The organism is Streptomyces sp. NPDC102278 (genome assembly GCF_044766345.1).
Classification (GTDB): Bacteria; Actinomycetota; Actinomycetes; order Streptomycetales; family Streptomycetaceae; genus Streptomyces.
The window spans coordinates 320709-343747 of record NZ_JBIWLV010000001.1 but is presented as its reverse complement, the minus strand read 5'-3'; the positions used below and the strand labels follow the sequence as shown (position 1 = coordinate 343747).

The following is a 23039-nucleotide window of genomic DNA, read 5'->3' as shown; positions in this document are numbered from 1 at the left end:
CCTGAACCTCCATCAGGAGCACACATCTTCATACTCTGACTAGCTCTCTGACGACTTGCCACTCGAACGAGTGGAACCCGCTGCCGCTCCGGCCTTCACGCCCCCCGCGCCCTGACCGCCGACCGTCGGCTTTCCGCCGCCCGAAGGCGCCTCGAATGATTCCAACGCCTCAAGAACGTCCTGGACACGGGAGATCTCCGCCTGAATGTCCTCGCGCCGGCGCACCAGGACCTCCAGCTCACGGCGGCCCTCGTCGACCAGTCGCTCGGCCTCCGCCTTCGCCTCGGCGAGGGTGCTCTCGGCCTCGCGCGTCACCTCGGCCTTCTTCTGCTCGGCCTCCTTGAGCAGCGCCTCCGCCTTGCGCACGGCGGCGATGCGGACCTTGCCGGCCTCGCTGCTCGCCTCCGACACCAGCGCCTTGGCCTTCTTGTCGGCCTCGACGCTCTGCTCGGTCGCCGCCCGCACCAGCTTGTCCACGCGCTCACCCGCGGACTTCATCTGCTCCGCCGACTCGCGGCGGGCCCGCTCGTGCAGCTCCTCGACCTCGGACTCGACCCGGCCGCGCAGCTCTTCCGCCCGCTCCCTTATGGCGGCGGCGTCCGTACGCGCCCCGACCAGCAACTCGTTCGCGTCCGTACGCGCCTTCTCCACCGTGGAGTTGCCCTCGACGGTCGCCTCCGAGGTGATGCGCGCGGCCTCCTTGCGGGCCGCGTCGACCATCGCGTCGGCCTGCTCCTCGGCCGCCGTGGTGGCGGCGAGAGCCTGCTGCCGCGCGTCGGCGGTGAGCCTCTCCGCTTCCGCCGAGGACTCCGTGATGAGCCGGTCCACCTGCTCGGCGGCCTCGCTGCGACGCTTGTTGGCCTCCTCGCGGGCCTCGTCCAGCAGCCGCTCGGACTCCGTACGGGCCTCGGCGCGCACGCGCTCCGCGTCGGTCGCCGCCTCCGCCTTGACCCGCTCGGCCTCCGACCGGGTACGGGTCGCGTGCTCCTGCGCCGAGGACAGCGCCTCGGCGGCCTCCGTACGCAGCCGTTCGGCCTCGGCGGCGGCCTCCCCGACCGTCCGCTCGTTGTCCTTGCGGGTCTCCTCGGTGAGCTTCTCCGCCTCCGTGGCCGCCTCGGTGATGAGCCGGTCGACCTGCTCGGCGGCCTCGCTGCGACGCTTGTTGGCCTCCTCGCGGGCCTCGTCGAGCATCCGCTCGGAGTCCCGTTCGGCGCTCGCCAGCGTCTCGTTCGCCGCTTCCGTGACCCGCTCGGCCTCCGCGGTGGCCTCGCCGATGATCCGGCCGCCCTCCTCGCGGGACTCGTCCAGGATCCGGGCCGCCTCCGTGCGCAGCCGCCGGGCCTCCTCGGCGGCCTCCCCGACCGTGAGGTCGTTGGCGGCCCGCGTCTCGACCGTCATGCGCTCGGTCTCGGCCGCGGCCTCCCCGATCAGACGGGCGCCCTCGGCGCGCGCGTCGTCCAGGGCCCGCGCCGCTTCGGTGCGCAGCCGCTCGGCCTCCGTCGCGGCTTCGCCGACCGTGGCCGCGTTCGCCGCGAGGGTCTCCTCGGTGAGCCTGTCCGCCTCCGACGCCGCCTCGGTGACGAGTCGGTCCGCCTGCTCGGCGGCGTCGCTGCGCAGCCGGTTGGCCTCGGAACGGGCCTCGTCGAGCGTGCCCGCCGCCTCGGCGCGGGTCGCGTCGGCGGCCGCCTCGGCCTCGGAGGTGAGTCGCGCCGCCCGCTCGGTGGCCTCCTCGACCGTGGCCGCGTTCGCCGCCCGGGTCTCCTCGGTGTGCAGCTCGGCCAGCCGCGTGGCCTCCTCGACGATCCGGACGCCCTCGGCGCGGGACGCCTCCAGGGACTCCGCGGCCTCGCCGCGGATCCGGTTCGCGTCCTCCCGGGCGTCCGCCCGGGTCCGGGTCGCGTCCCGCTCGGCCGCGGCCAACGCGTCGGTGGCCTCCGTGCGCAACCGCTGCGCGTACTCGGCGGTGTCGGTGCGCGTCTGCTCGGCCTCGGCGATGGCGTCGCCGACCGTGCGTTCCGCGAGGGCCTTCGCGGCGTCCGTCTCGATCCGCGCCTCGGCGCGCAGCCGGGCGGCGTCCTCGGACGCCCGCTCCCGCTCCGCGTGGGCGTCGGCGCGGACCCGTCCGGCCTCCTCCTCGGCCTCGTCCCTGGTGCGCTCGGCGGAGTGCTCGGCCGCGCTGCGCAGCCCGGCGATCTCCTCCTCGGCCTGCTCGTGCAGCCCGGCCACGGCGTCCCGTACCTGCTGGGCGGTTGCCTCGGCGGCCGACACGACCTCGGACGCGCGCCGCTCGGCCTCCTCGGTCAGCCAGACCGCCTCGGCCTGCGCCTCCTCGGAGCGCTTGCGGGCCTGCGCCAGCAGTTCCTCGCTCTGCTCGCGGGCCTGGGCCCGCTCGTTCTCCGCGTCGGTGCGCGCCGACGCCAGCGTCTCCTCGGACTCGCGGCGACGCCGGGCGGCCTCCTCCTGCGCGGCGGCCAGCGCCTCCGCGGCCTCCGCGGCGACCCGCTCGGCGGCGGCCTTGGCCTCCGCGCGCAGCCGGTCGGCGGTCTCCTGCGCCTCCGAACGCACCCGTTCGGCCTCGGACTCGGCCTCGCCGCGCAGCCGTACCGCGACCTGCTCGGCCTCCGCGCGCACCCGGCCGGCGTCCTGCGCCGCGTCCGTGCGCAGCTGATCGGCCTCCGCCTCCGACTGGGCCTGGAGGGTACGGATCCGCTCCGCCGACTCGGCGCGCAGCCGGTCGCTCTCCTCCGTGGTCTCCCGGCGGATGTTCTCCGCCGACGTCCGGGCGTCGCGCAGCGTCTGCTCGGCCGCGGTCAACCGGCTCTCGGCGTCCGTGTGGAGCCGGACCAGTTCCTCGTCGGCCTCCGCCCGCTTCGCCGACAGTGCCTGCTCGGTCTCCTCGCGCCGCGCCCGCGCCGCCGCGTCGGCCTCGGCGCGGACGGACTCCGCCTCCTCCTCGGCCTCGGCGCGCAGCCGCTCGGCCTCGGCGCGGGTGCGCTCCAGTGTCTCCTCGGCCTGCCGGCGCAGGGCGCCGGCCCGCTCCACGGCCTCGCCGCGGACCCGCTCGCTCTCGGCGCTCGCCCCGCCGCGCAGCTCGTCCGCGTCCGACTTGGCCTTGCCCAGCAGTTCCTCGGCGGTCCGGGCCGCCTCCTCGATCTGCTGGACCGCCTCGCGGCGGGCCTCGCCGCGGATCCGCTCGCCCTCGGCGACGGCCTCCGCGCGCAGCTGCTCGGCCTCGCCGCGCAGCCTGCGGGCGTCCGCCTGGAGTTCGACCGTACGGGCCCGGTACTCCTCGGTGTCGTCCTTCGCGGCGCCCTTGAGCTCGTCGGCCGTGGCCGCGGCCTGTACGCGCAGCCGGTCGGCCTCGGACTCGGCCTCGCGGCGGATCCGCTCGGCCTCCTCGGACGCGGCGCGGGTGGTGGCCCGGGCGTCCTCCGAGGCCTTGTTCAGTACTTCCTCGGCCGTGCGGGCGGCCTTCGCCAGCTGCGCCGCGGTGTCCTCGGCGGCGGCGGCGCGGGCCTGCTCCCCGGCCTCGGCGCGCAGCCGCTCCATGTCGGCGCGGGCGTCGGCCAGCAACTGTTCGGCCTCGCCCTTGAGGACCTCGGCCTCCTTGGTGGCCTCGCCGACCAGCCGGGCGACCTGCTCCTTCGCGGTGCGGGTGCGCTGCTCGTTGACGGACTCCGCCGAGGCGAGCTGCCGCGCGGCGCTCTCCTTGGCCTCCGCGAGCAGGGTCTCCGCCTCGGCGCGCGCGGTGCGCAACGCGGAGTCGGCCTCCTGGACCCGGGACTCCGCGACGCGGCCGAGGTCCATGGTCTGCTGCCGGGTCTGCTCGGCCTCGGCGGAGGTGGTGCTGCGCAGCCGTTCGGCGTGCTCGGTGGCCTCCTGTGCCTGCGCGGAGGCGGCGGTCAACAGCCGCTCGGCCTCCTTGCGGGCCCGCAGCAGGGTGCTCTCGGCCTCGGTACGGGCGGCCTCGGAGTCGGCGGTGAGCCGGCGGCGGGCCTCCTCCGCGAGCCGGGCGGCCTCGGCGCGGGCGGCGTTCAGCGCCTGCTCGGCCTCGGCGCGGGACTCCTCCATGAGCCGGCGTGCCTGGGACTCGGTACGGGCGCGCAACTGCTCGGCCCAGGCGACGTTCTCGTTGACGTGCGCCTCGACGGTCTGGCGGCGCTCGTTCAGCTCCTGGTCGAGGCGCTGGCGGCGGTTGACGGCCTCGCTGTGCAGTTCGGCCTGGAGCCGTGCCTGGTGTTCGGCGTGCTCCTGGAGGATCCGCTGCGTCTGGGCCCGGGCGTCGCGCAGCTCGCGTTCGGCGTCGGAGCGCATCTGGTCGGCCTGGATCTGGGCATTGCGGAGCAGCTGCTCCGCCTGGTAACCCATGTCCGCGCCGTCGTAGGCGGGGCGGGACGCGAGATTGCGGCGTACCTCATGGAGTTTGGCGCGCAGCACCTCGACCTGGTAGCCCAGGTCCTCGGCGTGCTGGACGGCCTTCCCGCGCTCCTTCTTCAGCCGCTCCATCTCGGCTTCGAAGCGCGAGAGATGGTCGACCTCGGCCTGGTGGCTCTCCTGGCTTTCGTAGCCCCGCACAGCGCGGTCCCATCCGTCCCCTGGTCGCAAGCTCACTCCCAATTGAGCATCGCTCGCCCGCTGAACGACGCCCCCGGGGAATGGTGTCAGATACCGGGGCAGGGGTCACAGGCCCCGACCCCGTCTCCGCACCGAACCCCGGCCGAGCCATGGCCACTCTACCGGCCGGAGAAACGGGACATCAGTGCGCTTGGGTGCGCATCGCCTGGTTGGAAGCCCGAAGAACGCCCGTCAGCAGGGGTGGAGCGGGGTGTACCCGTGGGTACGAACAGATCTTCAGACATACGGACCGGAGTCGGTCGGAGTCGATCACGGCCTGCGGTGGACGCCGGCCGCCACCCGTGCGGACGGGCGCCGCGTTCGCGCACGCGCACGGATCCCGGGCCGGTGTCCGAACCCGCCGGCGCCCCCGCCGGCCCCTCCGGCAGCGGAAACAGCCCTTGGGCGAACACGCCGCGCGCCGGCCGGCATGACGCAACGCAAACCCGCGCGAACCGTCCCGACCGGCGCCACTTCGACGACTCGGTTCAGTGACCCTCCGCCGCCTCCGGGGCGGAGGTGACCAGTTCGGTCAGGACGCCGTGGCAGTCCTTGGGGTGCAGGAAGGTGATCCGGGATCCCATGGAGCCGATGCGGGGCTGGTCGTACAGGACGCGGACGCCCTTGCCGCGGATGGCCTCGGCGTCGCCGTCGACGTCCTCGGTGCCGAAGGCGATGTGGTGGACGCCCTCGCCGTTCTTGGCGAGCCACTTGCCGACCGCGGAGTCCTCCCGGGTGGGCTCCAGGAGCTGGAGGTACGAGGCCCCTCCGTCCGAGGTCTCGTTGATCTTGAGCATGGCCTCGCGGACGCCCTGCTCCTCGTTGACCTCGGAGTGGAACACCTCGAATCCGTACGTGGCACGGTAGAACTCGACAGTCTTGTCGAGGTCGAAGCAGGCGATCCCGATGTGGTCGATTCTTGTCAGCATGGGACCAGTGCACAGCTCGGGAGGGGCGTCACGCAACGTGCCAGCGATCACACCGACTGGCCGGTGACTGCGCGGGTACTGCTCAGTACATTCAGGTAAACCCTCGTTCACTCCTCAGCTTCCCCGCTGAAAGGGGATCCGCCATCATGTCCGGAACGAACAACACCACTTCGGTGATCGTCGCAGGGGCCCGCACGCCCATGGGGCGACTGCTGGGCTCGCTGAAGTCCTTCTCGGGTGCCGACCTCGGCGGCTTCGCCATCAAGTCCGCGCTGGAGCGGGCCGGGATCAGCGGAGACCAGGTCCAGTACGTGATCATGGGCCAGGTGCTCCAGGCCGGCGCGGGTCAGATCCCCGCCCGACAGGCCGCCGTCAAGGGCGGGATCCCCATGAACGTGCCCGCGCTCACCATCAACAAGGTGTGCCTGTCCGGCCTCGACGCCATCGCGCTCGCCGACCAGCTCATCCGAGCCGGGGAGTTCGACATCGTGGTCGCGGGCGGCCAGGAGTCGATGACCAACGCCCCGCACCTGCTGCCGAAGTCCCGCGAGGGCTTCAAGTACGGCGCCATCGAAATGCTCGACGCGATGGCGTACGACGGCCTCACCGACGCCTTCGAGAACATCGCGATGGGCGAGTCCACCGAGAAGCACAACACCCGCCTGGGCATCGAGCGCGCCCCGCAGGACGCGTTCGCCGCCTCCTCGCACCAGCGGGCCGCCGCCGCGCAGAAGAACGGCGTCTTCGAGGCCGAGATCACCCCGGTCGAGATCCCGCAGCGCAAGGGCGACCCGGTGGTCTTCTCGCAGGACGAGGGCATCCGCGCCGAGACCACGGCCGAGTCCCTCGGCAAGCTGCGCCCCGCCTTCACCAAGGACGGCACCATCACCGCCGGCACCTCCTCGCAGATCAGCGACGGCGCCGCCGCGGTCGTCGTGATGAGCAAGGCCAAGGCGGAGGAACTGGGCCTGGAGTGGATCGCCGAGATCGGCGCGCACGGCAACGTGGCGGGACCGGACAACTCGCTCCAGTCGCAGCCGTCGAACGCCATCCTGCACGCCCTGAAGAAGGAGGGCCTGGAGGTCTCCGACCTGGACCTCATCGAGATCAACGAGGCCTTCGCGGCGGTCGCCGTGCAGTCAATGAAGGACCTCGGCGTGACCCCGGAAAAGGTGAACGTCAACGGCGGCGCCATTGCCCTGGGACACCCGATCGGCATGTCCGGCGCCCGCGTCGTGCTGCACCTGGCCCTGGAACTGGCCCGGCGCGGCGGCGGTGTCGGCGCGGCGGCCCTGTGCGGCGGCGGCGGCCAGGGCGACGCCCTGATCGTGCGCGTGCCCGGCGCGAAGGCGTAGGTGTCGCGAGGATGACGACGGTGGACGTCCCCACGCTGGTGGCCCAGGCCCGAGAAGGCCGCCCCCGGGCCGTGGCCCGGCTGATCTCACTGGTCGAGGGGGCGTCCCCGCACTTGCGCGAGGTGATGGCCGCCCTGGCCCCGCTCACCGGCGGGGCGTACGTGGTGGGGCTCACCGGCTCCCCGGGCGTGGGCAAGTCCACGTCCACCTCGGCGCTCGTCACGGCGTACCGGAAGGCCGGCAAGCGCGTCGGGGTGCTCGCCGTGGACCCGTCCTCGCCCTTCAGCGGGGGCGCGCTGCTCGGCGACCGGGTGCGGATGTCGGACCACGCCTCCGACCCGGGTGTCTACATCCGCTCCATGGCCACCCGCGGCCACCTGGGCGGGCTCGCCTGGGCGGCGCCGCAGGCGATCCGGGTGCTGGACGCCGCCGGGTGCGAGGTGATCCTGGTCGAGACGGTCGGGGTCGGGCAGTCGGAGGTGGAGATCGCCTCGCAGGCCGACACCTCGGTGGTGCTGCTGGCACCCGGCATGGGCGACGGGATCCAGGCCGCGAAGGCGGGCATCCTGGAGATCGGCGACGTGTACGTGGTCAACAAGGCTGACCGGGACGGCGCCGACGCGACCGCCCGGGAGCTGAACCACATGCTCAGCCTGGGGGAGTCCCGCGGCAAGGGCGACTGGCGGCCGCCGATCGTCAAGACGGTCGCCGCGCGGGGCCAGGGCATCGACGAGCTGGTCGAGGCGCTGGAGAAGCACCGTGCCTGGATGGACGAGCGCGGTGTGCTGGCCGAGCGCCGCACGGCCCGCGCCGCCCGCGAGGTGGAGACCATCGCCGTGACGGCCCTGCGTGCTCGGATGGCCGATCTGCGCGGGGACGCCCGTCTGGACGCGCTCGCGGCCCGGGTGGCCGTGGGGGAGCTGGACCCGTACGCGGCCTCGGACGCCCTGTTGGCGACGCTGACCGATGCGGACTCCCCGGGGCGAACCTAAACTGGCAATCGCCCGGAATGGCCGAAAGATCCCCTGTAAGGGAGTGGTGTCATGGCGAAGCGCGGAAACAAGAAGCGAGCCCGCAGGAAGAAGAAGGCGAACCACGGCAAGCGTCCCAACGCCTGACCGTCCGTACGCCTGAACGCACACGAAGAGGGCCGCGCCCCCGAGCCGGGGCGCGGCCCTCGTCGTGTCGTGGCGCGGGTCCTAGTTGTTGTCGTCGTCGTTGTCGTTCGAGTCCGACGAGGACGCGGTGACCTTCCCCGACGTGGGGTCGACGTGGACGTGCTTGGTCGTGCCGTCCTTCGCCTTGACCTCGACGTCCCAGTAGGTGCTGCCGTTGTCGTCGTCGTCGTCCCAGTCGACGGACCAGACGACGGCGCCCTTGTTGGCGGCGAGGGCCGCCACCATCGCCTTCTTGGCGTTGACCTTCGCGGCGATCAGGGGCGCGTACTCGTTGCCGTTGTTGTCGTTGTCCGTGTCGCGGGTGGTGGCCTTGCCGGCGGTGCTGACCTCCACCTCGGCGTTCTTGCCGTTCTTGGCGATCACGTTGACGTGCCAGACGGCACCGTCCTTGTCGAGGGACTCGACGACACCCGGGTAGTGCTTGAGGGCCGCGTCGCTCGCGCTCTCGGCGGTCACGTCGGCGCGGGCGGCGGTGGCCGTGGTCGTGGTCCGGGCCGTGTCGCCGGTGGCGGCGAGGGCCGCCGCGGTCGGACCGCCGACCGTCAGGACGGCGGCCGCGGCCGCGGAGATGATCACGTTGCGCTTCATGGGCAGTACCTCCTCGGGCCGGTCCGAGCGCCTACGGTTGCTCGGCGGGCGGACCGGCGGGCGATGTCGACCATTCTCCGATCGATCGCCCGTTCCGGCGCGGGGAGTGCCGTCAGCCCTTGCCGCGGTTGTCCCGAAGGTGCTCCGCCACGGGTCGCAGGGACTCGCGCAGCGCCGCCAGGGCGGCCGGCGGCAGCAGGTCGATGAAGTGCGCCCGCACGGACGCCACGTGGTGCGGGGCGACCTTGCGCATGGTCTCCATGCCCTCGTCCGTGAGGACCGCGAACAGGCCGCGGCGGTCGGACTCGCAGTTCACCCGGCGGACCAGCCCGGCCGCCTCCATTCGGGTGATCTGGTGGGAGAGCCGGCTCTTGGACTGCAGGGTCGCGGTCGCGAGGTCGCTCATGCGCATCCGGTGATCCTCCGACTCGGAGAGGTTCACGAGGATCTCGTAGTCGTTGTTGGTGAGCCCGAAGGGCTGGAGATCCTTTTCCAGCTGGTGCATCAGCAGCCTGCTGACGTCCAGGTGGGTGCGCCAGGCGCACTGTTCGGCGTCGGTGAGCCAGCGCGTGGCCGTCTCGGTCTCCATGGTCTCCATGACTGAACTCTACCTAAAAAGTTGAATTGCGTACAAAAATAGGACGATCGCAGTACGAGATCACAGCCCGAAGCGCCTCTGCAGATCACCCAGCTGTCCGGGCATCCGCGGCACGCCGACCTGGCCGAGCGGCCCCTGGCCGGCCCCGGGAACGCCCTGCGCGTTGCCCGTCGCCGCGCCGGCGCCGACCGCGCCGACCGCCTGCTCCGCCATCAGCGTCTCCGACGACTGGAGCAGCACCGTGCCCGCCCCCACGAACTCGAACTGGTGCTCCTCGCCCGAGGAGCCCCCGATGCCCGTCAGTGAACGCAGACCGCCGATCACGCCCGACATGTAGCCGTGGTCGTAGTGGTGGCAGGGCGAGGGGCAGTCCGCCCAGCCCACCAGTGCCTGCGGGTCCACCCGCAGGGGAGGCTCCATGAACACCACCGGCCCGTTGGACGCGGCCACGAACTTCCCGGTGCCGATCAGCGTCAGGAACCCCGGCACGATCGACTGCTTCAGCGCCAGCGTCGGCTGGTACGCCAGCAGGTTGCCCGACCGGATCGTCAGGTTGCCGTTGTCCAGGTCGTACGAGTTCACGTCGAAGGCCCGGTCGGCCAGCAGCATCTTGCCCTGGCCCTCGGCCACCACCCAGGCCGCGGCGTGCAGCGGCGAGTGGAAGCTCGTGCGCAGCAGCCGGTCGAAGCGGCCGTTGCCGATGCCGTTGAACTCGATGCTCCCGTAGTACGAGATCATCTTGCCCTTCTGCAGGAACCACTGGCTCCCCTTGAGCTCCACGCAGAAGGTGTACGCGTTCACGTTGTCGTCGGAGGGCAGCGTGTGCGGGTCGAAGACCGTCGGACCTCCCGGGCCGCCGGTCACGGGGCCAAAGTTCACAGCTTCTCCTCCGAGGCCTGTACGTACACCGCGCCCTGGCCCGACAGCTCCAACTGGAACGCCTCGCCCGATCCGCGCCCCACCATGTCGCGCCAGCCGAGCGCCGTGGAGAGCTTGTTCCTGACGTCCCCGTGGTGGGCCACGTACGCCTGCGGGTCGACGTGGACCGGCCGGTTCGGGGTGATGGGCAACTCGATGACCCCGCCGTGCGCCATGACGGCGACGGATCCGTGTCCCTTGAGGGTGGTGGTGAACAGGCCCTGGCCGGACACCTGGCCGCGCACCATGCCCATGACGCCGCCCTGCGAGCCCATGAACATCGTCCCCTGCCGGAGGGTGCCGTCGAAGGCGAGCAGCCGGTCCGCCTCCACGTACAGGGTCTCGCCGGACAGGTTGATCACCTGGATGTGGTGGCCGCCGTGGCCGAACATCACGGTGCCGCTGCCCTCGACCGACATCAGCGGGGTCTGTTCGTTCGCCACCCGGCGGCCGATCATGCCCATGACCCCGCCCTGACCACCGGTCAGGCTCGGGGTGAAGGAGACCTCGCCCCGGTACGCGAGCATCGCGCCGCGCTGGCTGTACATCTTCTGCCCGGGGACGACCTGGGCCTCGACCATCTTGGAGTTGATCTCACGGAACGGCATCAGACGTCGCCCCCGACGGTGTTGCGCTCGCTGGGCTGCACGTACACCAGGCCCTCGCCCTCGAAGCGGATCTGGAACGCCTCGCCCGAGCCCTCGCCGATCAGCGTGCGGAAGTTCACGCCCGACTGGAAGGACTGCCGGAGGTTCCCGGTGTGCGCGACGTAAGCGCCCGGGTCGACCGACAGCGGGTACTGGGCACTGACGCGCAGCACCACCGCCGGACCGTCGGACGTGATCGCGGCCTGGCCGGAGCCCTCCACGGTCGTGGTGAACAGGCCGTTGCCCGACGTCGCGCCGCGCAGGCCGGTGAAGGTGGTGCCGGTGCGCAGACCGGCGTCGGCGCACAGCAGGTTGCTGGACTCCACATGGAGCTTCTCGCCGCGCAGGTCGACCAGATTGATCTCGCTCGCGCGGTCGGCGAAGAAGCAGGTGCCCTGCCCTTGGACCTCCATCACCGTCATCTGTTCGCCGGTCAGCCGGCGGGTCACCATCCCGCGCAGGCCTTCGCCACCGCCGGTCATCTTCTTGAAGGCCATCTGGCCGTCGTACGCGACCATGGAGCCGTTTTTCGCTTTGACGGCGTCCCCGGTCAGGTCGACGGCGAGCACCTTGCTGCCTTGGAGTCGGAACTGAGCCACGGGAAGACGTTATCCGCAGAGGGCGGGACCGAACAGGGCTTCGTGGCCGATATCCGCCACACCCGGTCGTTCCCGGGTACCCCGGTCAAGATCCCCCGGGGCAGCTGAGACACTGGGAAGGACCCCCGGCCTCCTCCCGCGAAGGTTCCACGTGGACATCAAGACCGCTTCCGCCCTGCACCGGCTGCGCCTCATCTCCGTACCGGAGGCACTGTCGTTCCCGGCCCTGCTGATCTTCGGCTCGCTGCTGAGCCGGGTCTCCGACATCGACTACCTGATGATGCCGCTGGGCATTCTGCACGGCATCCTCTTCGTCATCTACGCGGTCTTCCTGCTCGACGTCTGGAACAAGGCGAAGTGGCCGCTGAAGAAGGTGGCCCTGTTCTTCCTGCTGGCGCTGCTGCCGTTCGGCGGGCTGTACGGGGACCGGCTGCTCAAGCGCGACGAGGCCGACAGCGTCCTGGCCGCGCGGGCGCGCGAGGCGGCCCGCGCATGATCGTCGCGTTCTCCGTGACCCCGCTCGGGGTGGGCGAGGAGGTCGGCGAGTACGTGGCCGACGCGGTCCGTGTCGTACGGGAGTCCGGGCTGCCGAACCGCACCGACGCGATGTTCACCACGGTGGAAGGTCCCTGGGACGAGGTCATGGACGTGGTGAAGCGCGCCGTCGCCGCCGTGGAGGCGCGGGCGCCCCGGGTCTCCTTCATCCTCAAGGCCGACATCCGTCCCGGGGTCAGCGACGGGATGACCTCCAAGGTGGAGACCGTCGAGCGGCACCTCGCGGCCGGCTCCGAGGGCTGACCTCCCCGCATCCTTCGAAGCGCCTCCGGCCGATCGGGCCGGGGGCGCTTTCGCGTGTCCGCCGGGGCCGGCGCGGCTCCCCGTACGGCCGGCGCGCGCCCCGCCCGTACGGCCGCCGCACGGTCAGGGCGCGGAGGGTCCGCTCACGGGGTCGGTGCCCGTCGCCAACGCGATGGCCAGGGGGGTGCGTTCGTAGAGGACCCGGTGGCCGTGGCGGGAGGAGAGGAGCAGCCCCGCCGACTGGAGGGTCTTGAGGTGGGCCGAGACCGTGGACGGCGCCAGGCGGAGGCGGGCGGCCAACGCCGAGGTGGAGGCGGGCTCCTCCAGGGCGCGCAGGATCTCGGCCCGGGCCCGCCCCAGCAGCCGGACGAGGGCCCGCGGCGTCGGACCGTCCGTGGCCGCCCACAGGGCGCCGATGCCCCGGGCCGGGTACACCACCGTCGGCTGCCACGGCGGGTCGTAGCCCCCGACCACCTCCGGCCAGACGAACGCGCTCGGCATCAGCAGCAGGCCCTGGCCGTCGAGCGAGCGGTCGTGGTGCGTGCGCCGGTCGATGACGAGGGTGTCCCCGGACCACCGCAGGTCCGGGTGGAGCCCGTCGAAGAGGGCCTCCAGCCCGCCCGCCGCGAGCCTGCGGGAGTGGAAGAGGACGTCCGCCTCCAGCAGGGCCCGCAGCCTCGGCCAGTGCGGGGCGACCAGGACCGTCCAGGCCAGCTCCAGGAGATCCGCCAACTCCCGCACGGCCCGCTCCGGGTCCGCGAGCAGCCGCTGCCCGATGTCGCTCTCCGCGGCGCCGGGCGTACACACCAGGGAGCGCCGCAGATCCTCCCGGGCGGCGCCCGGATCAGCCGCGCGCACCCGGGCCAGCTCCTCCTCGAAGGTCACCGACGGGCCGGCCGGCGGCGGGCTGAGAAAGTCCGGGTTGTGCCCCTTGTGGGGCATCAGCAGCCACAGCGGGCGCAGGTCCAGGCCGGCCGCCGCCTCGCGGATCCCCCGCAGCCAGGGCAGGTGGTAGGCCTGTCGGTGCCGGTACAGCAGGACCCGGACCGCCTCCTGCGTCTCCCAGCGCGGGGAGATCGAGAAGCGGCAGCGCAGCAGGTCCACCGGACCGAACCGGTAGTGGAACGGCATCGACCCTCCCGAGGTCTCCCGAGGTCCTTCGAGGTCCCTTCCGAGACTCCCGAGGCCTCCCGAGATGTCCGAAGGCCTCCCGGCGGGACGGGCGCGAGGATTCGGCGGGGAACGAATCCCTGCCCCGGCAGCCTAGCCCCGACCAGGGTGACCCCATGGCAACCGTCAACCAACCGGCCGCCGATCAGCCCGCGGCCGCCGATCCCCCGGCCCACGACCAGCCGGCGGCCCCGACCGACTCCGGGTACCGGGACGTCTTCCGGGTCCGGGAGTTCCGGAGCGTCTTCGCCGCCCACCTGCTGTCCGTGCTCGGTGTCGTCGTCGCCGAGATCTCCCTGACCGTCCTCGTGTACCGGCTCACCGGCTCACCGCTGATGAGCGCGCTCACCTTCGCCCTCGGCTTCCTCCCCTACGCCCTCGGCGGCACCCTGCTCGCCGGGCTCGCCGACCGGTACCCGGCCCGGAGGGTGCTCGTGGCCTGCGATCTCGTCTGCGCGGCCTGCGCGGCGGCCATGGTCCTGCCCGCGACCCCGGTCGCCGGCCTCCTCGCCCTGCGCTGCGCCATGTCGTTCGTCGCACCCCTCTTCCAGGGCGCCCGCAGCGCCTCCCTCGCCGACATCCTCGGGGCCGGCGACGTCTTCGTCCTCGGCCGGTCACTGCTGCGCATGGTCGCGCAGAGCGCCCAACTCATCGGCTTCGGCCTCGGCGGGCTGCTGCTCACCGTCCTCGCACCCCGCGGCGCGATCGCGCTCACCGCCGCCGGCTTCCTGGGCTCCGCGCTCCTGCTGCGCCTCGGCACGGCGGCCCGCCCCGCCCGCGCGAGCGCCGGCGGCACCCCCCTCGGCGGCCTGCGGGCCGTCTTGCGCCACCGCCGGACGCGCGTGCTGACCCTGCTGTTCTGGCTGCCGCCGGCCTTCGTCGTGGTACCCGAGGCGCTGCTCGCCCCCTACGTCGCCGGCCTCGGCGGCGGAACCGTCGCCCTCGGGCTGCTGATGTGCGCGCTGCCCGTCGGCACCATCGCGGGTGAACTCTGGGCGGGCTCCGTACTCACCGCCCGAACGCGTTCGCGGATCGTGGCCCCGCTCGCGGCGGTCGGCCTGGCGCCGCTCCTGCTGTACGCCGTCCGGCCGGGCGTCGTCGTCGTCCTCGCGGCACTCCTGGCGGCCGGGCTGGCGCACGCGTACACCCTCGGGCTCGACCGGATGTACGTGGACGCCGTGCCCGAGGAACTGCGCGGCCGGGCGATGACCCTGCTCGGGACCGGGATGATGACCCTCCAGGGAGTCGGCATGGCCCTGGCCGGGCTCGCCGCCGAGTTCCTGCCGGTCCACGTCGTCGTCACCGCCTCGGGGGTGCTCGGCACCCTCGTCGTCCTGGCCCTGCTGGCCGAATCGCGCGCCTGCGCCCCGGCCGCGGAGGGGTCGAGGGATGAGACGGGGCTGACCACCAAATGACCGCCCGGTAGGGTCTGGTGGATGCCCAAGCCGCTCAGCCTTCCCTTCGACCCCATCGCCCGCGCCGACGAACTGTGGGAGCGCCGCTGGGGTCCGGTGCCGTCGATGGCGGCCATCACCTCGATCATGCGGGCGCACCAGATCCTGCTCGGTGAGGTCGACGCCGTGGTGAAGCCGTACGGACTGACCTTCGCGCGGTACGAGGCCCTCGTGCTGCTGACGTTCTCGCAGGCCGGCGAGCTGACGATGTCGAAGATCGGCGAGCGACTGATGGTCCACCCGACCTCGGTGACGAACACCGTGGACCGGCTGGTGCGCTCCGGACTGGTGGCCAAGCGGCCCAACCCGAACGACGGGCGCGGCACGCTCGCGTCGATCACCGACAAGGGCCGCGAGGTCGTCGAGGCCGCGACCCGGGACCTGATGGAGATCGACTTCGGCCTCGGGGCGTACGACACCGAGGAGTGCGGGGAGATCTTCGCCCTGCTGCGCCCCCTGCGGGTGTCGGCCGGCGACTTCGACGAGAAGTAGCTCCCGTCACGGGGACGCGTGGGTGACGGCGTCGGTCACTGCGCCGATCACTGCGCCGATCACGGCGTCGGTCGCGGCATCGCTCGCGGGGCCCGCGTCAAGATCGCGCAAAACGGACGGTTAGGCTCGTGGCCATGAAACGAAGCGTGCTGACCCGGTACCGGGTGATGGCCTTTGTCACTGCCGTGATGCTGCTGGTGCTGTGCACCTGCATGGTTTTCAAGTACGGCTTCGACAAGGGCGCCGACCTGACCTTCGTGGTCTCGCAGGCCCACGGCGTGCTCTTCATGATCTACCTGGTCTTCGCCTTCGACCTGAGCTCCAAGGCCCGCTGGCCCTTCGGCAAGATGCTCTGGGTCATGGTCAGCGGAACGATTCCGCTCGCGGCCTTCTTCGTCGAGCGCAAGGTCCGCGCCGAGGTCGAACCGCTGGTCGAAGACGGTCTGACCACCGCCAAGGCCTAGCCTCCGGCCGGCGTGCGGCTCGCGGCGCGCCCGAGCCGACCACCCCCGGGACGACTCCCCGGGGGTTTGCCATCGACATTTACTAGGACGTCCTAGTAAATTCATGGGTATGGACGCTGACGCCATCGAGGAGGGCCGCCGTCGCTGGCAGGCCCGGTACGACAAAGCCCGCAAGCGCGAGGCCGATTTCACGACGCTCTCCGGCGACGCCGTCGATCCCGTCTACGGGCCCCGACCCGGCGACTCGTACGAGGGGTTCGAGCGCATCGGCTGGCCGGGGGAGTACCCCTATACCCGGGGCCTGCACGCCACCGGATACCGCGGGCGGACCTGGACGATCCGGCAGTTCGCCGGGTTCGGCAACGCCGAGCAGACCAACGAGCGCTACAAGATGATCCTGGCCGCCGGCGGCGGCGGGCTCTCCGTCGCCTTCGACATGCCCACCCTGATGGGACGCGACTCCGACGACCCCCGCGCCCTCGGCGAGGTCGGGCACTGCGGTGTGGCCATCGACTCCGCCGCCGACATGGAGATCCTGTTCAAGGACATCCCGCTCGGCGACGTCACCACCTCGATGACCATCAGCGGCCCCGCCGTTCCCGCCTTCTGCATGTACCTGGTCGCCGCCGAGCGCCAGGGCGTCGATCCGGCCGTGCTCAACGGCACGCTCCAGACCGACATCTTCAAGGAGTACATCGCCCAGAAGGAGTGGCTCTTCGAACCCGAGCCGCACCTGCGCCTCATCGGCGACCTCATGGAGTACTGCGCGAACGGCATCCCGGCCTACAAGCCGCTGTCCGTCTCGGGCTACCACATCCGCGAGGCCGGCGCCACGGCCGCGCAGGAGCTCGCCTACACCCTCGCCGACGGCTTCGGCTACGTGGAGTTGGGCCTGTCCCGCGGTCTGGACGTGGACCACTTCGCGTCCGGTCTCTCCTTCTTCTTCGACGCGCACCTCGACTTCTTCGAGGAGATCGCCAAGTTCCGCGCCGCCCGCAGGATCTGGGCCCGCTGGATGAAGGAGGTCTACGGCGCCCAGTCCGACAAGACCATGTGGCTGCGCTTCCACACCCAGACCGCCGGCGTCTCCCTCACGGCCCAGCAGCCCTACAACAACGTCGTGCGGACCGCCGTGGAGGCCCTCGCGGCCGTCCTCGGCGGCACCAACTCGCTGCACACCAACGCCCTCGACGAGACCCTCGCCCTGCCGAGCGAGCAGGCCGCCGAGATCGCCCTGCGCACGCAGCAGGTGCTGATGGAGGAGACCGGCGTGGCCAACGTGGCCGACCCGCTGGGCGGTTCCTGGTACGTCGAGCAGCTCACCGACCGCATCGAGGCCGACGCCGAGAAGATCTTCGACCAGATCAAGGAGCGCGGACTGCGCGCCCATCCGGACGGCCGGCACCCCATCGGGCCGATCACCTCGGGCATCCTGCGCGGCATCGAGGACGGCTGGTTCACCGGCGAGATCGCCGAATCGGCCTTCACCTACCAACGGTCCCTGGAGAAGGGCGACAAGCGGGTCGTCGGCGTCAACGTCCACCACGGATCGGTCACCGGTGACCTGGAGATCCTCCGGGTCAGCCACGAGGTGGAGCGCGTACAGGTCGAGGAACTGGCCGCGCGCAAGGGGCGTCGGGACGACGCCAAGGTCAAGGCCTCGCTGGACACCATGCTGGCCGCCGCCCGGGACGGCTCGAACATGATCCCGGCGATGCTGGACGCGGTGCGGGCCGAGGCCACCATGGGCGAGATCTGCAACGTCCTGCGGGACGAGTGGGGCACGTACACCGAGCCGCCCGGCTTCTGATCCCTGATCGGCACGTGCTCCCCACGCCCGTGACGGCCGGTCGTGGCGCCCCCGCAAGGAGGCGCCGCGGCCGGCTTTCGCGTGGGGCGCGGCTTCGGCCGCGGCCGTGGCTCGGGCCGGCCCAGGGGTGGGGTTCCTCCCCGCTCAGGCCGGCGCCGCGCCCAGGAGGCCGTGCATCAGCAGGGCGGTGAAGGTGGCCACCCAGAGCTCGTCCACCGGCTCGGAGCTGACCAGGGCCCGGTGCACCACCGTGCCGGCGATCACGTCGAAGATCAGGTCCGTGGTGTGGTTCGCCAGGGACTCGTCCTCCTCGTAGGGGAGTTCGCCGCGCGCCTGGGCGCGCTCGCGACCCAGGACGACGAGACGTTTCTGCCGGTCCACGATCGCCGACCGGATCCGGTCCCGCAGGGCCTCGTCCCGGGTGGACTCGGCGACCACCGCCATCAGCGCGGTACGGGCCTCCGGCCGCCGCAGCAGCTCCGCGAAGCGCAGCACCACGTACTCGATGTCGGCTTCCAGCGAGCCCCGGTCGGGCAGTTCGAGCGCGTCGAAGAGCTCCGCGACCGCGTCGACCACCAGCTCGTTCTTGTTCGCCCAACGCCGGTACAGGGTGGTCTTCGCGACGCCGGCGCGCGCCGAGACGTCGCCCATCGTCAGCTTCGACCAGCCCAGCTCGACCAGCGCGTCCCGCGTCGCGGCAAGGATCGCCTCGTCCGCCGCCGCGCTGCGGGGGCGGCCGGTGCGGCCGTGCGGGGGGCTGGTGCCGGGGCTGGGGTTGCGCATGGCGGTGACCATACCCGCCAGTAGGTGAACCGTCGGGGGCCCGTTCACTGTGGTTCAGATCACGGGGCGCCGGAGGCCGGGGGGAGTTACGCTACGGCTCGTAGCGTAAGAGCGACAACCACGCGAAGGCTACGGGCGCCGGGTGGGGACCTGGTGCCGACCTCAGGGGAACAACGCAACACCAACGCAGTACGGGTGCTGCTCCGTCGCGTCAGCGCTGGAGCAGCAACACGGGTAACACAGGCATCACCGACACCTCGGGTAACACCGATCGGGCGCGCGCGGGAATTCCTCACGCGATCTTGTCCGATCTTTTTCGTCGGCGCGCGCACACGGGGGAGGATGTACGCATGCAGCCCAGAAACATGTCCATGAGCGGCGTCGTCGACCTCGCCGCGGTGAAGGCCGCCGGCGAAGCCAAGGCGAAGGCCGAGCAGGCGCGCGCCGAGGCGAACCGCCAGGGCGGCGCCGGCGCGGACGCCGCGCCCACCGGCGCCGTACCGCCGTCCGCGCTCGTCATCGACGTAGACGAGGCCGGTTTCGACCGCGATGTCATCCAGCTTTCCGACCAGGTGCCCGTCGTCCTCGACTTCTGGGCCGAGTGGTGTGAGCCGTGCAAGCAGCTCAGCCCGCTCCTGGAGCGGTTGACCGTCGAGGCGAACGGCCGCCTCGTCCTGGCCAAGGTGGACGTCGACGCCAACCAGCTGCTCATGCAGCAGTTCGGCATCCAAGGCATCCCGGCCGTCTTCGCCGTCGTCGCCGGCCAAGTGCTGCCCCTGTTCCAGGGCGCGGCCCCCGAGCAGCAGATCCGCGAGACCCTGGCCCAGCTCGTCCAGGTCGCGGAGGAGCGCTTCGGTCTCATCGGAATCCAGGTCGACCCGAGCGCCGAAGGGGCCCCGGTCGAGACCGCCGAGCCCGTCGGCCCGTACGACGCCCTGCTGGAGGCGGCGGTCGTCGCGCTCGACGCGGGCGACCTGGCCGGCGCGGTGCAGGCGTACAAGAACGTACTGGTCGACGCCCCGGCCAACACCGAGGCCAAGCTGGGCCTGGCGCAGGCGGAGCTCCTCGTCCGGGTCCAGGACATGAACCCGCAGACGGTGCGCAGCGCGGCCGCCGAGAACCCGAAGGACCCGGCGGCGCAGATCGCCGCCGCCGACCTGGACCTGGTCGGCGGTCACGTGGAGGACGCCTTCGGTCGCCTGGTGGACACCGTGCGGGTGACGTTCGGTGACGACCGGGACACGGTACGACTGAGGCTGCTGGAACTGTTCGAGGTCATCGGGGCGGACGACCCCCGGGTCTCGGCGGCCCGGACGGCGCTCGCGCGGGTGCTCTTCTAGACCCGGTCCGGAAGCGGTCCGGGGCCGGTCCGGGGGCATCCCCGGGCATGGCCGGCCCGCCGATGATTTGTTGACAGATAGAGAAACAGCGGCCGCGCTTTGCCAAAACTTGGCAATCGCGGCTGCTGTTACTCGCAGTAAGTCGAACCCCGTGAACTGTCCGGTTGGTTCGCTCGTTCCCTGTTTGTCGTGGCCCTGGGTAACACCCTGTGTTGCCCCCCGACGACAGTGGGCCTCACTCCGGTTATCCAGCCGTTACCCGCCAGTAACGAACCCCCTTGTGCCCCGGCCGTGAATGGACCACGATCGGCCACGCTCGGTCCTTCCCGCAGAGCCGCTCATCCGGAGCCGCGGTGGAGGGTCCCCACCGAGTCGGCCTGTGGCAGTGGCACCGGCCGTGGGACAGGGGGGTACTTGCCGCACCGGCAGGGCCTGTCCCCCCAGGTTGCGCGAACGCGTGGCCCAGTGGTTGTCGCTCGGGGGTGAACGCCTGTGTACGGACGCGGCCTGGTCGCGGCTCGGCCGCTCGCGCTTCTTCCCGAGGACGTAGCACTTCTCCCATCCCAGGACGGGCACTGCCCGGACCGGAGATGTACGTCCGAGAAGGAGGAACGAAAATGAGTTCTCAGGTTCGTGGTGGGACCAGATGGAAGCGCTTCGCTCTCGTCATGGTGCCGAGCATCGCGGCCACGGCCGCGGTCGGTGTGGGTCTGGCGCAGGGTGCCCTCGCGGCGTCCTTCAGCGTCTCGGGCCAGGACTTCAAGGTCTCGGCCGACAAGCTCGACGGTGATGACCTCATCCAGTACGGCAGCGTCGCCAAGGGCAAGGGCCTCGACGGCAAGGACGCGGCGCACCCGGTCACCATCTCCGGGTTCCGTCACGCCGAGATCACCAACATGTGCCAGTCGCTGGTCACCCCGATCCCGGGCATCGGCAACGTCACGATGAAGCTCCAGACCGGCAACAAGGGCAAGCCGGCGGTCGCGGAGAACATCTACCTGGACGTCGCCGAGCTCGACACCGACGCCACGTTCACCGGTCTGGACATCGGCGTCGCGGTCGGCGCGGCGGGCGGCACCGCGGAACACCCCACCACGCCGCAGGCCGGCACGGTGGCGAACGGCGCCCTGTTCGCGCAGCGCGCCAAGAAGGCCGTGCTGACTGACGTGAAGCAGAAGGCCTGGGCGACGACGGCGGGTACGTTCACGCTGCCGGACCTCAAGCTGCGCCTGCTCAGTGGCGACGAGCCCTGCTACAAGGACTCCGACGTCAAGTAGTCGGTTCCGGTGCGTGACCGGGAGGGCCGGCAGATGTCGTCGCCGGCCCTCCCGGGCGCCACATGGTTTTCCGTACCACCGTTTCCAGGGAGCTGTTGTCCATGAACGCCGAGGCCCCGGTTCGCTCCACAGACGAACATTGGCTCACCGTGGTGCGCCACCGCTTCCGCGACTGGCGGGGGCACCGCCCCTTCTGGGCGGGGGTCTTCATTCTCTTCGGGGGCTTCCCGATCGCGTACTTCCCCTACGCGGACCTCCGCCTGGGCAACATCACGATCGCCATGGCGACGACCGCCGGTGCGGGCTCGCTGATCATCGGCGTCCTGCTGATGACTCTGGGTGTGGCCCTCTGGTTCCAACAGGGCATCCGGGTCTTCGCCGGGGTGGCCTCGATCCTTCTGGCCCTGGTCTCCCTGCCGGTGTCCAACCTGGGCGGCTTCTTCCTCGGGTTCCTGTTCTCGCTGATCGGCGGCGCCCTGGCCCTCGCATGGGTCCCTGGCAAGCCGGCGACCCCGGACGAGGAGCAGGATGCGGCGGCGGCCAAGGCGGACGCGTTCGCCGATGGCCCGCTCGGGATCCCCGGTCCCCGCGACACGGAAACGGCTTACGCGACCGAGACGACTGCCCACGCCGATGGCGGGAGGAACAGTGCGGGGTGACGAGACGCAGCGGGGTGAGACCCCGGATGCGGAGTCCCGTGAAAGAAGAGGCCCGCGACACGCGGCGCCCAGGAAGTCGCTGCTGACCAAGTTCCAGATACCCGTCGGCAAGACGATGGCACTGGCGGCCATGCCGACCGCAGTGTTCGTCGGAATGGGCATGGCCCCCAAGCTGGCCCTGGCCGACGACAAGGACATCCCCTTCGCGCCCGGTCCGTGTGTGACACGGTCCGACGAGCCCGCGGAATCGGCTTCGCCCTCCGCGTCCAAGTCGCCTTCGCCGAGCGCGAGCACATCGCCGAGCGCGACTCCCTCGCCCGGGGCGAGCGCGGTGGCACCGAAGCCCGGTACGAAGCCGTCCGCGTCCAAGCCCACCACGCCCGAGAAGACGAAGAGCACTCCGGCGGCCACCCCGTCCACGAGCGCCTCCCCGTCGCCTTCCGCCTCGGCGGCCAAGCCCACGAACCCGCTCGACCCGCTGGGCGTCGGCGACAAGGTCAAGGACTTCTTCGACGAGCTCGGCAAGCCCCTCCAGGGTGCGCAGAAGCCGGCCACCCCGGCGCCCACCACGTCCACCGCACCCAAGCCCGACCCGTCGGCGGACGCGATCCGCGAGGCAGCCAAGCAGGCCGGCGCCAAGGTCGAGGAACTGCCCCAGGACGTCAAGGACACCGCCAAGTCCCCCAAGGACGAGACGGGCAAGGCCACCGACAAGGACAAGGCCGACAAGGACAAGGCCGACAAGGACAAGGACAAGGCGGAATCCGAGGAGGACGAGGACAAGACCTCGCCGTCCCCTTCTCCCTCCACCTCGGCGACCAAGGACGCGGACGGGAAGGAACCCTTCCCCTGCCCGACCCTCGACGCCAAGGCACTGGCCGACGCCAAGCTGGAGCCGGGCATCCCGCTCCTGCCCGACGAGCCCTGGTACCTCGACAGCTCCCGACTGACCCTCTACGGCCTGGACTACGCGGGCATCGTCGAGGTGAAGACGGCGGGCGGCAAGGTCAAGAAGGTCCTGAAGTTCACGGCGGACTCCCTGGACATCAAGGACCTGTACCAGACCGTCGGCAAGGAGGGGAACGTCGCCCACCTGAAGTCGCGTCCGGGCTCCACGTCCACGATCCGCGGCGGCACGGTGACGATGTACACCGAGAGCCTCAAGGGGAACCTCTTCGGCCTGATCCCGATCGAGTTCACCCCGAACAGCCCGCCGCCCCTGAACGTCCCCTTCGCGTTCTTCACGAACGTCAAGGTCGTCCAGGCCGGCCAGTTCGGCGGCAACCTCACGGTCCCGGGCCTCAAGAACTACGTCGGCCCGCCGGAGTAGAACCCCCGCACACACGAAGCTCCCGGCAGCCTCTGC

At 71.5% G+C, this 23039-nt stretch carries 22 protein-coding genes; 13 read left to right on the top strand and 9 right to left on the bottom strand.

Annotation, left to right across the window (positions count from 1 at the left end; translation table 11 throughout):
• Window positions 1–39: 39 nt before the first annotated feature.
• Window positions 40–4575: a polarized growth protein Scy gene (scy, locus tag ACIRO3_RS01485; RefSeq protein WP_404131465.1), complete on the bottom strand. Its 4536-nt coding sequence runs from the start codon at window positions 4573–4575 to the stop codon at window positions 40–42.
• A 527-nt stretch (window positions 4576–5102) separates the two neighbouring features.
• Window positions 5103–5543, bottom strand: a complete 441-nt coding sequence (mce, locus tag ACIRO3_RS01480; RefSeq protein WP_267797992.1) for a methylmalonyl-CoA epimerase — start codon at window positions 5541–5543, stop codon at window positions 5103–5105.
• Between the two features lie 146 nt (window positions 5544–5689).
• On the opposite strand from mce, the gene ACIRO3_RS01475 reads away from it, so the two are divergent.
• The 3 genes from ACIRO3_RS01475 to ACIRO3_RS01465 are packed head-to-tail and all read left to right on the top strand — an operon-like array spanning window position 5690 to window position 8016.
• Complete coding sequence (locus ACIRO3_RS01475) at window positions 5690–6898, top strand: acetyl-CoA C-acetyltransferase (protein WP_267797991.1); 1209 nt, start codon at window positions 5690–5692, stop codon at window positions 6896–6898.
• 11 nt (window positions 6899–6909) lie between these two features.
• Complete coding sequence (meaB, locus tag ACIRO3_RS01470) at window positions 6910–7890, top strand: methylmalonyl Co-A mutase-associated GTPase MeaB (RefSeq protein WP_361771265.1); 981 nt, start codon at window positions 6910–6912, stop codon at window positions 7888–7890.
• Between the two features lie 51 nt (window positions 7891–7941).
• Window positions 7942–8016, top strand: a complete 75-nt coding sequence (locus ACIRO3_RS01465; protein ID WP_107089157.1) for a 50S ribosomal protein bL37 — start codon at window positions 7942–7944, stop codon at window positions 8014–8016.
• An 81-nt stretch (window positions 8017–8097) separates the two neighbouring features.
• On the opposite strand, the gene ACIRO3_RS01460 is transcribed toward ACIRO3_RS01465, so the two are convergent.
• From ACIRO3_RS01460 to ACIRO3_RS01440, 5 genes are all read right to left on the bottom strand, one after another.
• A complete protein-coding gene (locus ACIRO3_RS01460; RefSeq protein ID WP_404131462.1) occupies window positions 8098–8664 on the bottom strand; it encodes a PepSY domain-containing protein in 567 nt (188 codons plus the stop codon).
• 112 nt (window positions 8665–8776) lie between these two features.
• Window positions 8777–9253 carry a MarR family transcriptional regulator gene (locus ACIRO3_RS01455; RefSeq protein WP_361771536.1) on the bottom strand — a complete coding sequence of 159 codons (477 nt, stop codon included), beginning with the start codon at window positions 9251–9253 and terminating at the stop codon, window positions 8777–8779.
• A gap of 69 nt (window positions 9254–9322) precedes the next feature.
• Window positions 9323–10126: an AIM24 family protein gene (locus tag ACIRO3_RS01450; protein WP_404132298.1), complete on the bottom strand. Its 804-nt coding sequence runs from the start codon at window positions 10124–10126 to the stop codon at window positions 9323–9325.
• Window positions 10127–10137: 11 nt separating this feature from the next.
• Window positions 10138–10788: an AIM24 family protein gene (locus ACIRO3_RS01445; protein WP_361771269.1), complete on the bottom strand. Its 651-nt coding sequence runs from the start codon at window positions 10786–10788 to the stop codon at window positions 10138–10140.
• On the bottom strand, window positions 10788–11426 hold the full coding sequence (locus ACIRO3_RS01440) for an AIM24 family protein (protein WP_404131460.1): 639 nt from the start codon (window positions 11424–11426) through the stop codon (window positions 10788–10790). Before ACIRO3_RS01440 ends, ACIRO3_RS01445 begins: the two co-directional genes overlap by 1 nt.
• 151 nt (window positions 11427–11577) lie before the next feature.
• Here ACIRO3_RS01440 and ACIRO3_RS01435 point away from each other — a divergent pair, with 151 nt between their 5' ends.
• Both ACIRO3_RS01435 and ACIRO3_RS01430 read left to right on the top strand, forming a co-directional pair.
• Complete coding sequence (locus ACIRO3_RS01435; RefSeq protein WP_053677493.1) at window positions 11578–11922, top strand: DUF3817 domain-containing protein; 345 nt, start codon at window positions 11578–11580, stop codon at window positions 11920–11922.
• On the top strand, window positions 11919–12224 hold the full coding sequence (locus ACIRO3_RS01430; RefSeq protein ID WP_361771273.1) for an MTH1187 family thiamine-binding protein: 306 nt from the start codon (window positions 11919–11921) through the stop codon (window positions 12222–12224). Before ACIRO3_RS01435 ends, ACIRO3_RS01430 begins: the two co-directional genes overlap by 4 nt.
• 123 nt (window positions 12225–12347) lie before the next feature.
• On the opposite strand, the gene ACIRO3_RS01425 is transcribed toward ACIRO3_RS01430, so the two are convergent.
• A complete protein-coding gene (locus ACIRO3_RS01425) occupies window positions 12348–13355 on the bottom strand; it encodes a DUF5937 family protein (protein WP_404131458.1) in 1008 nt (335 codons plus the stop codon).
• Window positions 13356–13510: 155 nt separating this feature from the next.
• Here ACIRO3_RS01425 and ACIRO3_RS01420 point away from each other — a divergent pair, with 155 nt between their 5' ends.
• The 4 genes from ACIRO3_RS01420 to ACIRO3_RS01405 all read left to right on the top strand — a co-directional run bounded on the left by ACIRO3_RS01420 (window position 13511) and on the right by ACIRO3_RS01405 (window position 17614).
• Window positions 13511–14809, top strand: coding sequence for an MFS transporter (locus tag ACIRO3_RS01420; protein WP_404131456.1), 1299 nt, complete (start codon window positions 13511–13513; stop codon window positions 14807–14809).
• Between the two features lie 21 nt (window positions 14810–14830).
• Entirely contained in the window at window positions 14831–15340 is a 510-nt protein-coding gene (locus ACIRO3_RS01415) for a MarR family winged helix-turn-helix transcriptional regulator (RefSeq protein WP_053677500.1), read from the top strand.
• Between the two features lie 134 nt (window positions 15341–15474).
• On the top strand, window positions 15475–15804 hold the full coding sequence (locus tag ACIRO3_RS01410; protein ID WP_053677720.1) for a DUF3817 domain-containing protein: 330 nt from the start codon (window positions 15475–15477) through the stop codon (window positions 15802–15804).
• Between the two features lie 109 nt (window positions 15805–15913).
• Window positions 15914–17614: a methylmalonyl-CoA mutase gene (locus ACIRO3_RS01405; RefSeq protein ID WP_053677502.1), complete on the top strand. Its 1701-nt coding sequence runs from the start codon at window positions 15914–15916 to the stop codon at window positions 17612–17614.
• A 144-nt stretch (window positions 17615–17758) separates the two neighbouring features.
• On the opposite strand, the gene ACIRO3_RS01400 is transcribed toward ACIRO3_RS01405, so the two are convergent.
• Window positions 17759–18397, bottom strand: coding sequence for a TetR/AcrR family transcriptional regulator (locus tag ACIRO3_RS01400; RefSeq protein WP_361771281.1), 639 nt, complete (start codon window positions 18395–18397; stop codon window positions 17759–17761).
• A 350-nt stretch (window positions 18398–18747) separates the two neighbouring features.
• On the opposite strand from ACIRO3_RS01400, the gene ACIRO3_RS01395 reads away from it, so the two are divergent.
• The 4 genes from ACIRO3_RS01395 to ACIRO3_RS01380 all read left to right on the top strand — a co-directional run bounded on the left by ACIRO3_RS01395 (window position 18748) and on the right by ACIRO3_RS01380 (window position 23003).
• Window positions 18748–19737, top strand: a complete 990-nt coding sequence (locus ACIRO3_RS01395) for a tetratricopeptide repeat protein (protein ID WP_361771283.1) — start codon at window positions 18748–18750, stop codon at window positions 19735–19737.
• Between the two features lie 617 nt (window positions 19738–20354).
• Window positions 20355–21014, top strand: a complete 660-nt coding sequence (locus ACIRO3_RS01390; protein WP_361771285.1) for a DUF6230 family protein — start codon at window positions 20355–20357, stop codon at window positions 21012–21014.
• A 101-nt stretch (window positions 21015–21115) separates the two neighbouring features.
• Window positions 21116–21673 carry a DUF6114 domain-containing protein gene (locus tag ACIRO3_RS01385; protein ID WP_361771287.1) on the top strand — a complete coding sequence of 186 codons (558 nt, stop codon included), beginning with the start codon at window positions 21116–21118 and terminating at the stop codon, window positions 21671–21673.
• A complete protein-coding gene (locus tag ACIRO3_RS01380; protein ID WP_404131452.1) occupies window positions 21663–23003 on the top strand; it encodes a hypothetical protein in 1341 nt (446 codons plus the stop codon). The genes ACIRO3_RS01385 and ACIRO3_RS01380 overlap by 11 nt, the downstream gene beginning before the upstream one ends.
• Window positions 23004–23039 lie beyond the last annotated feature (36 nt).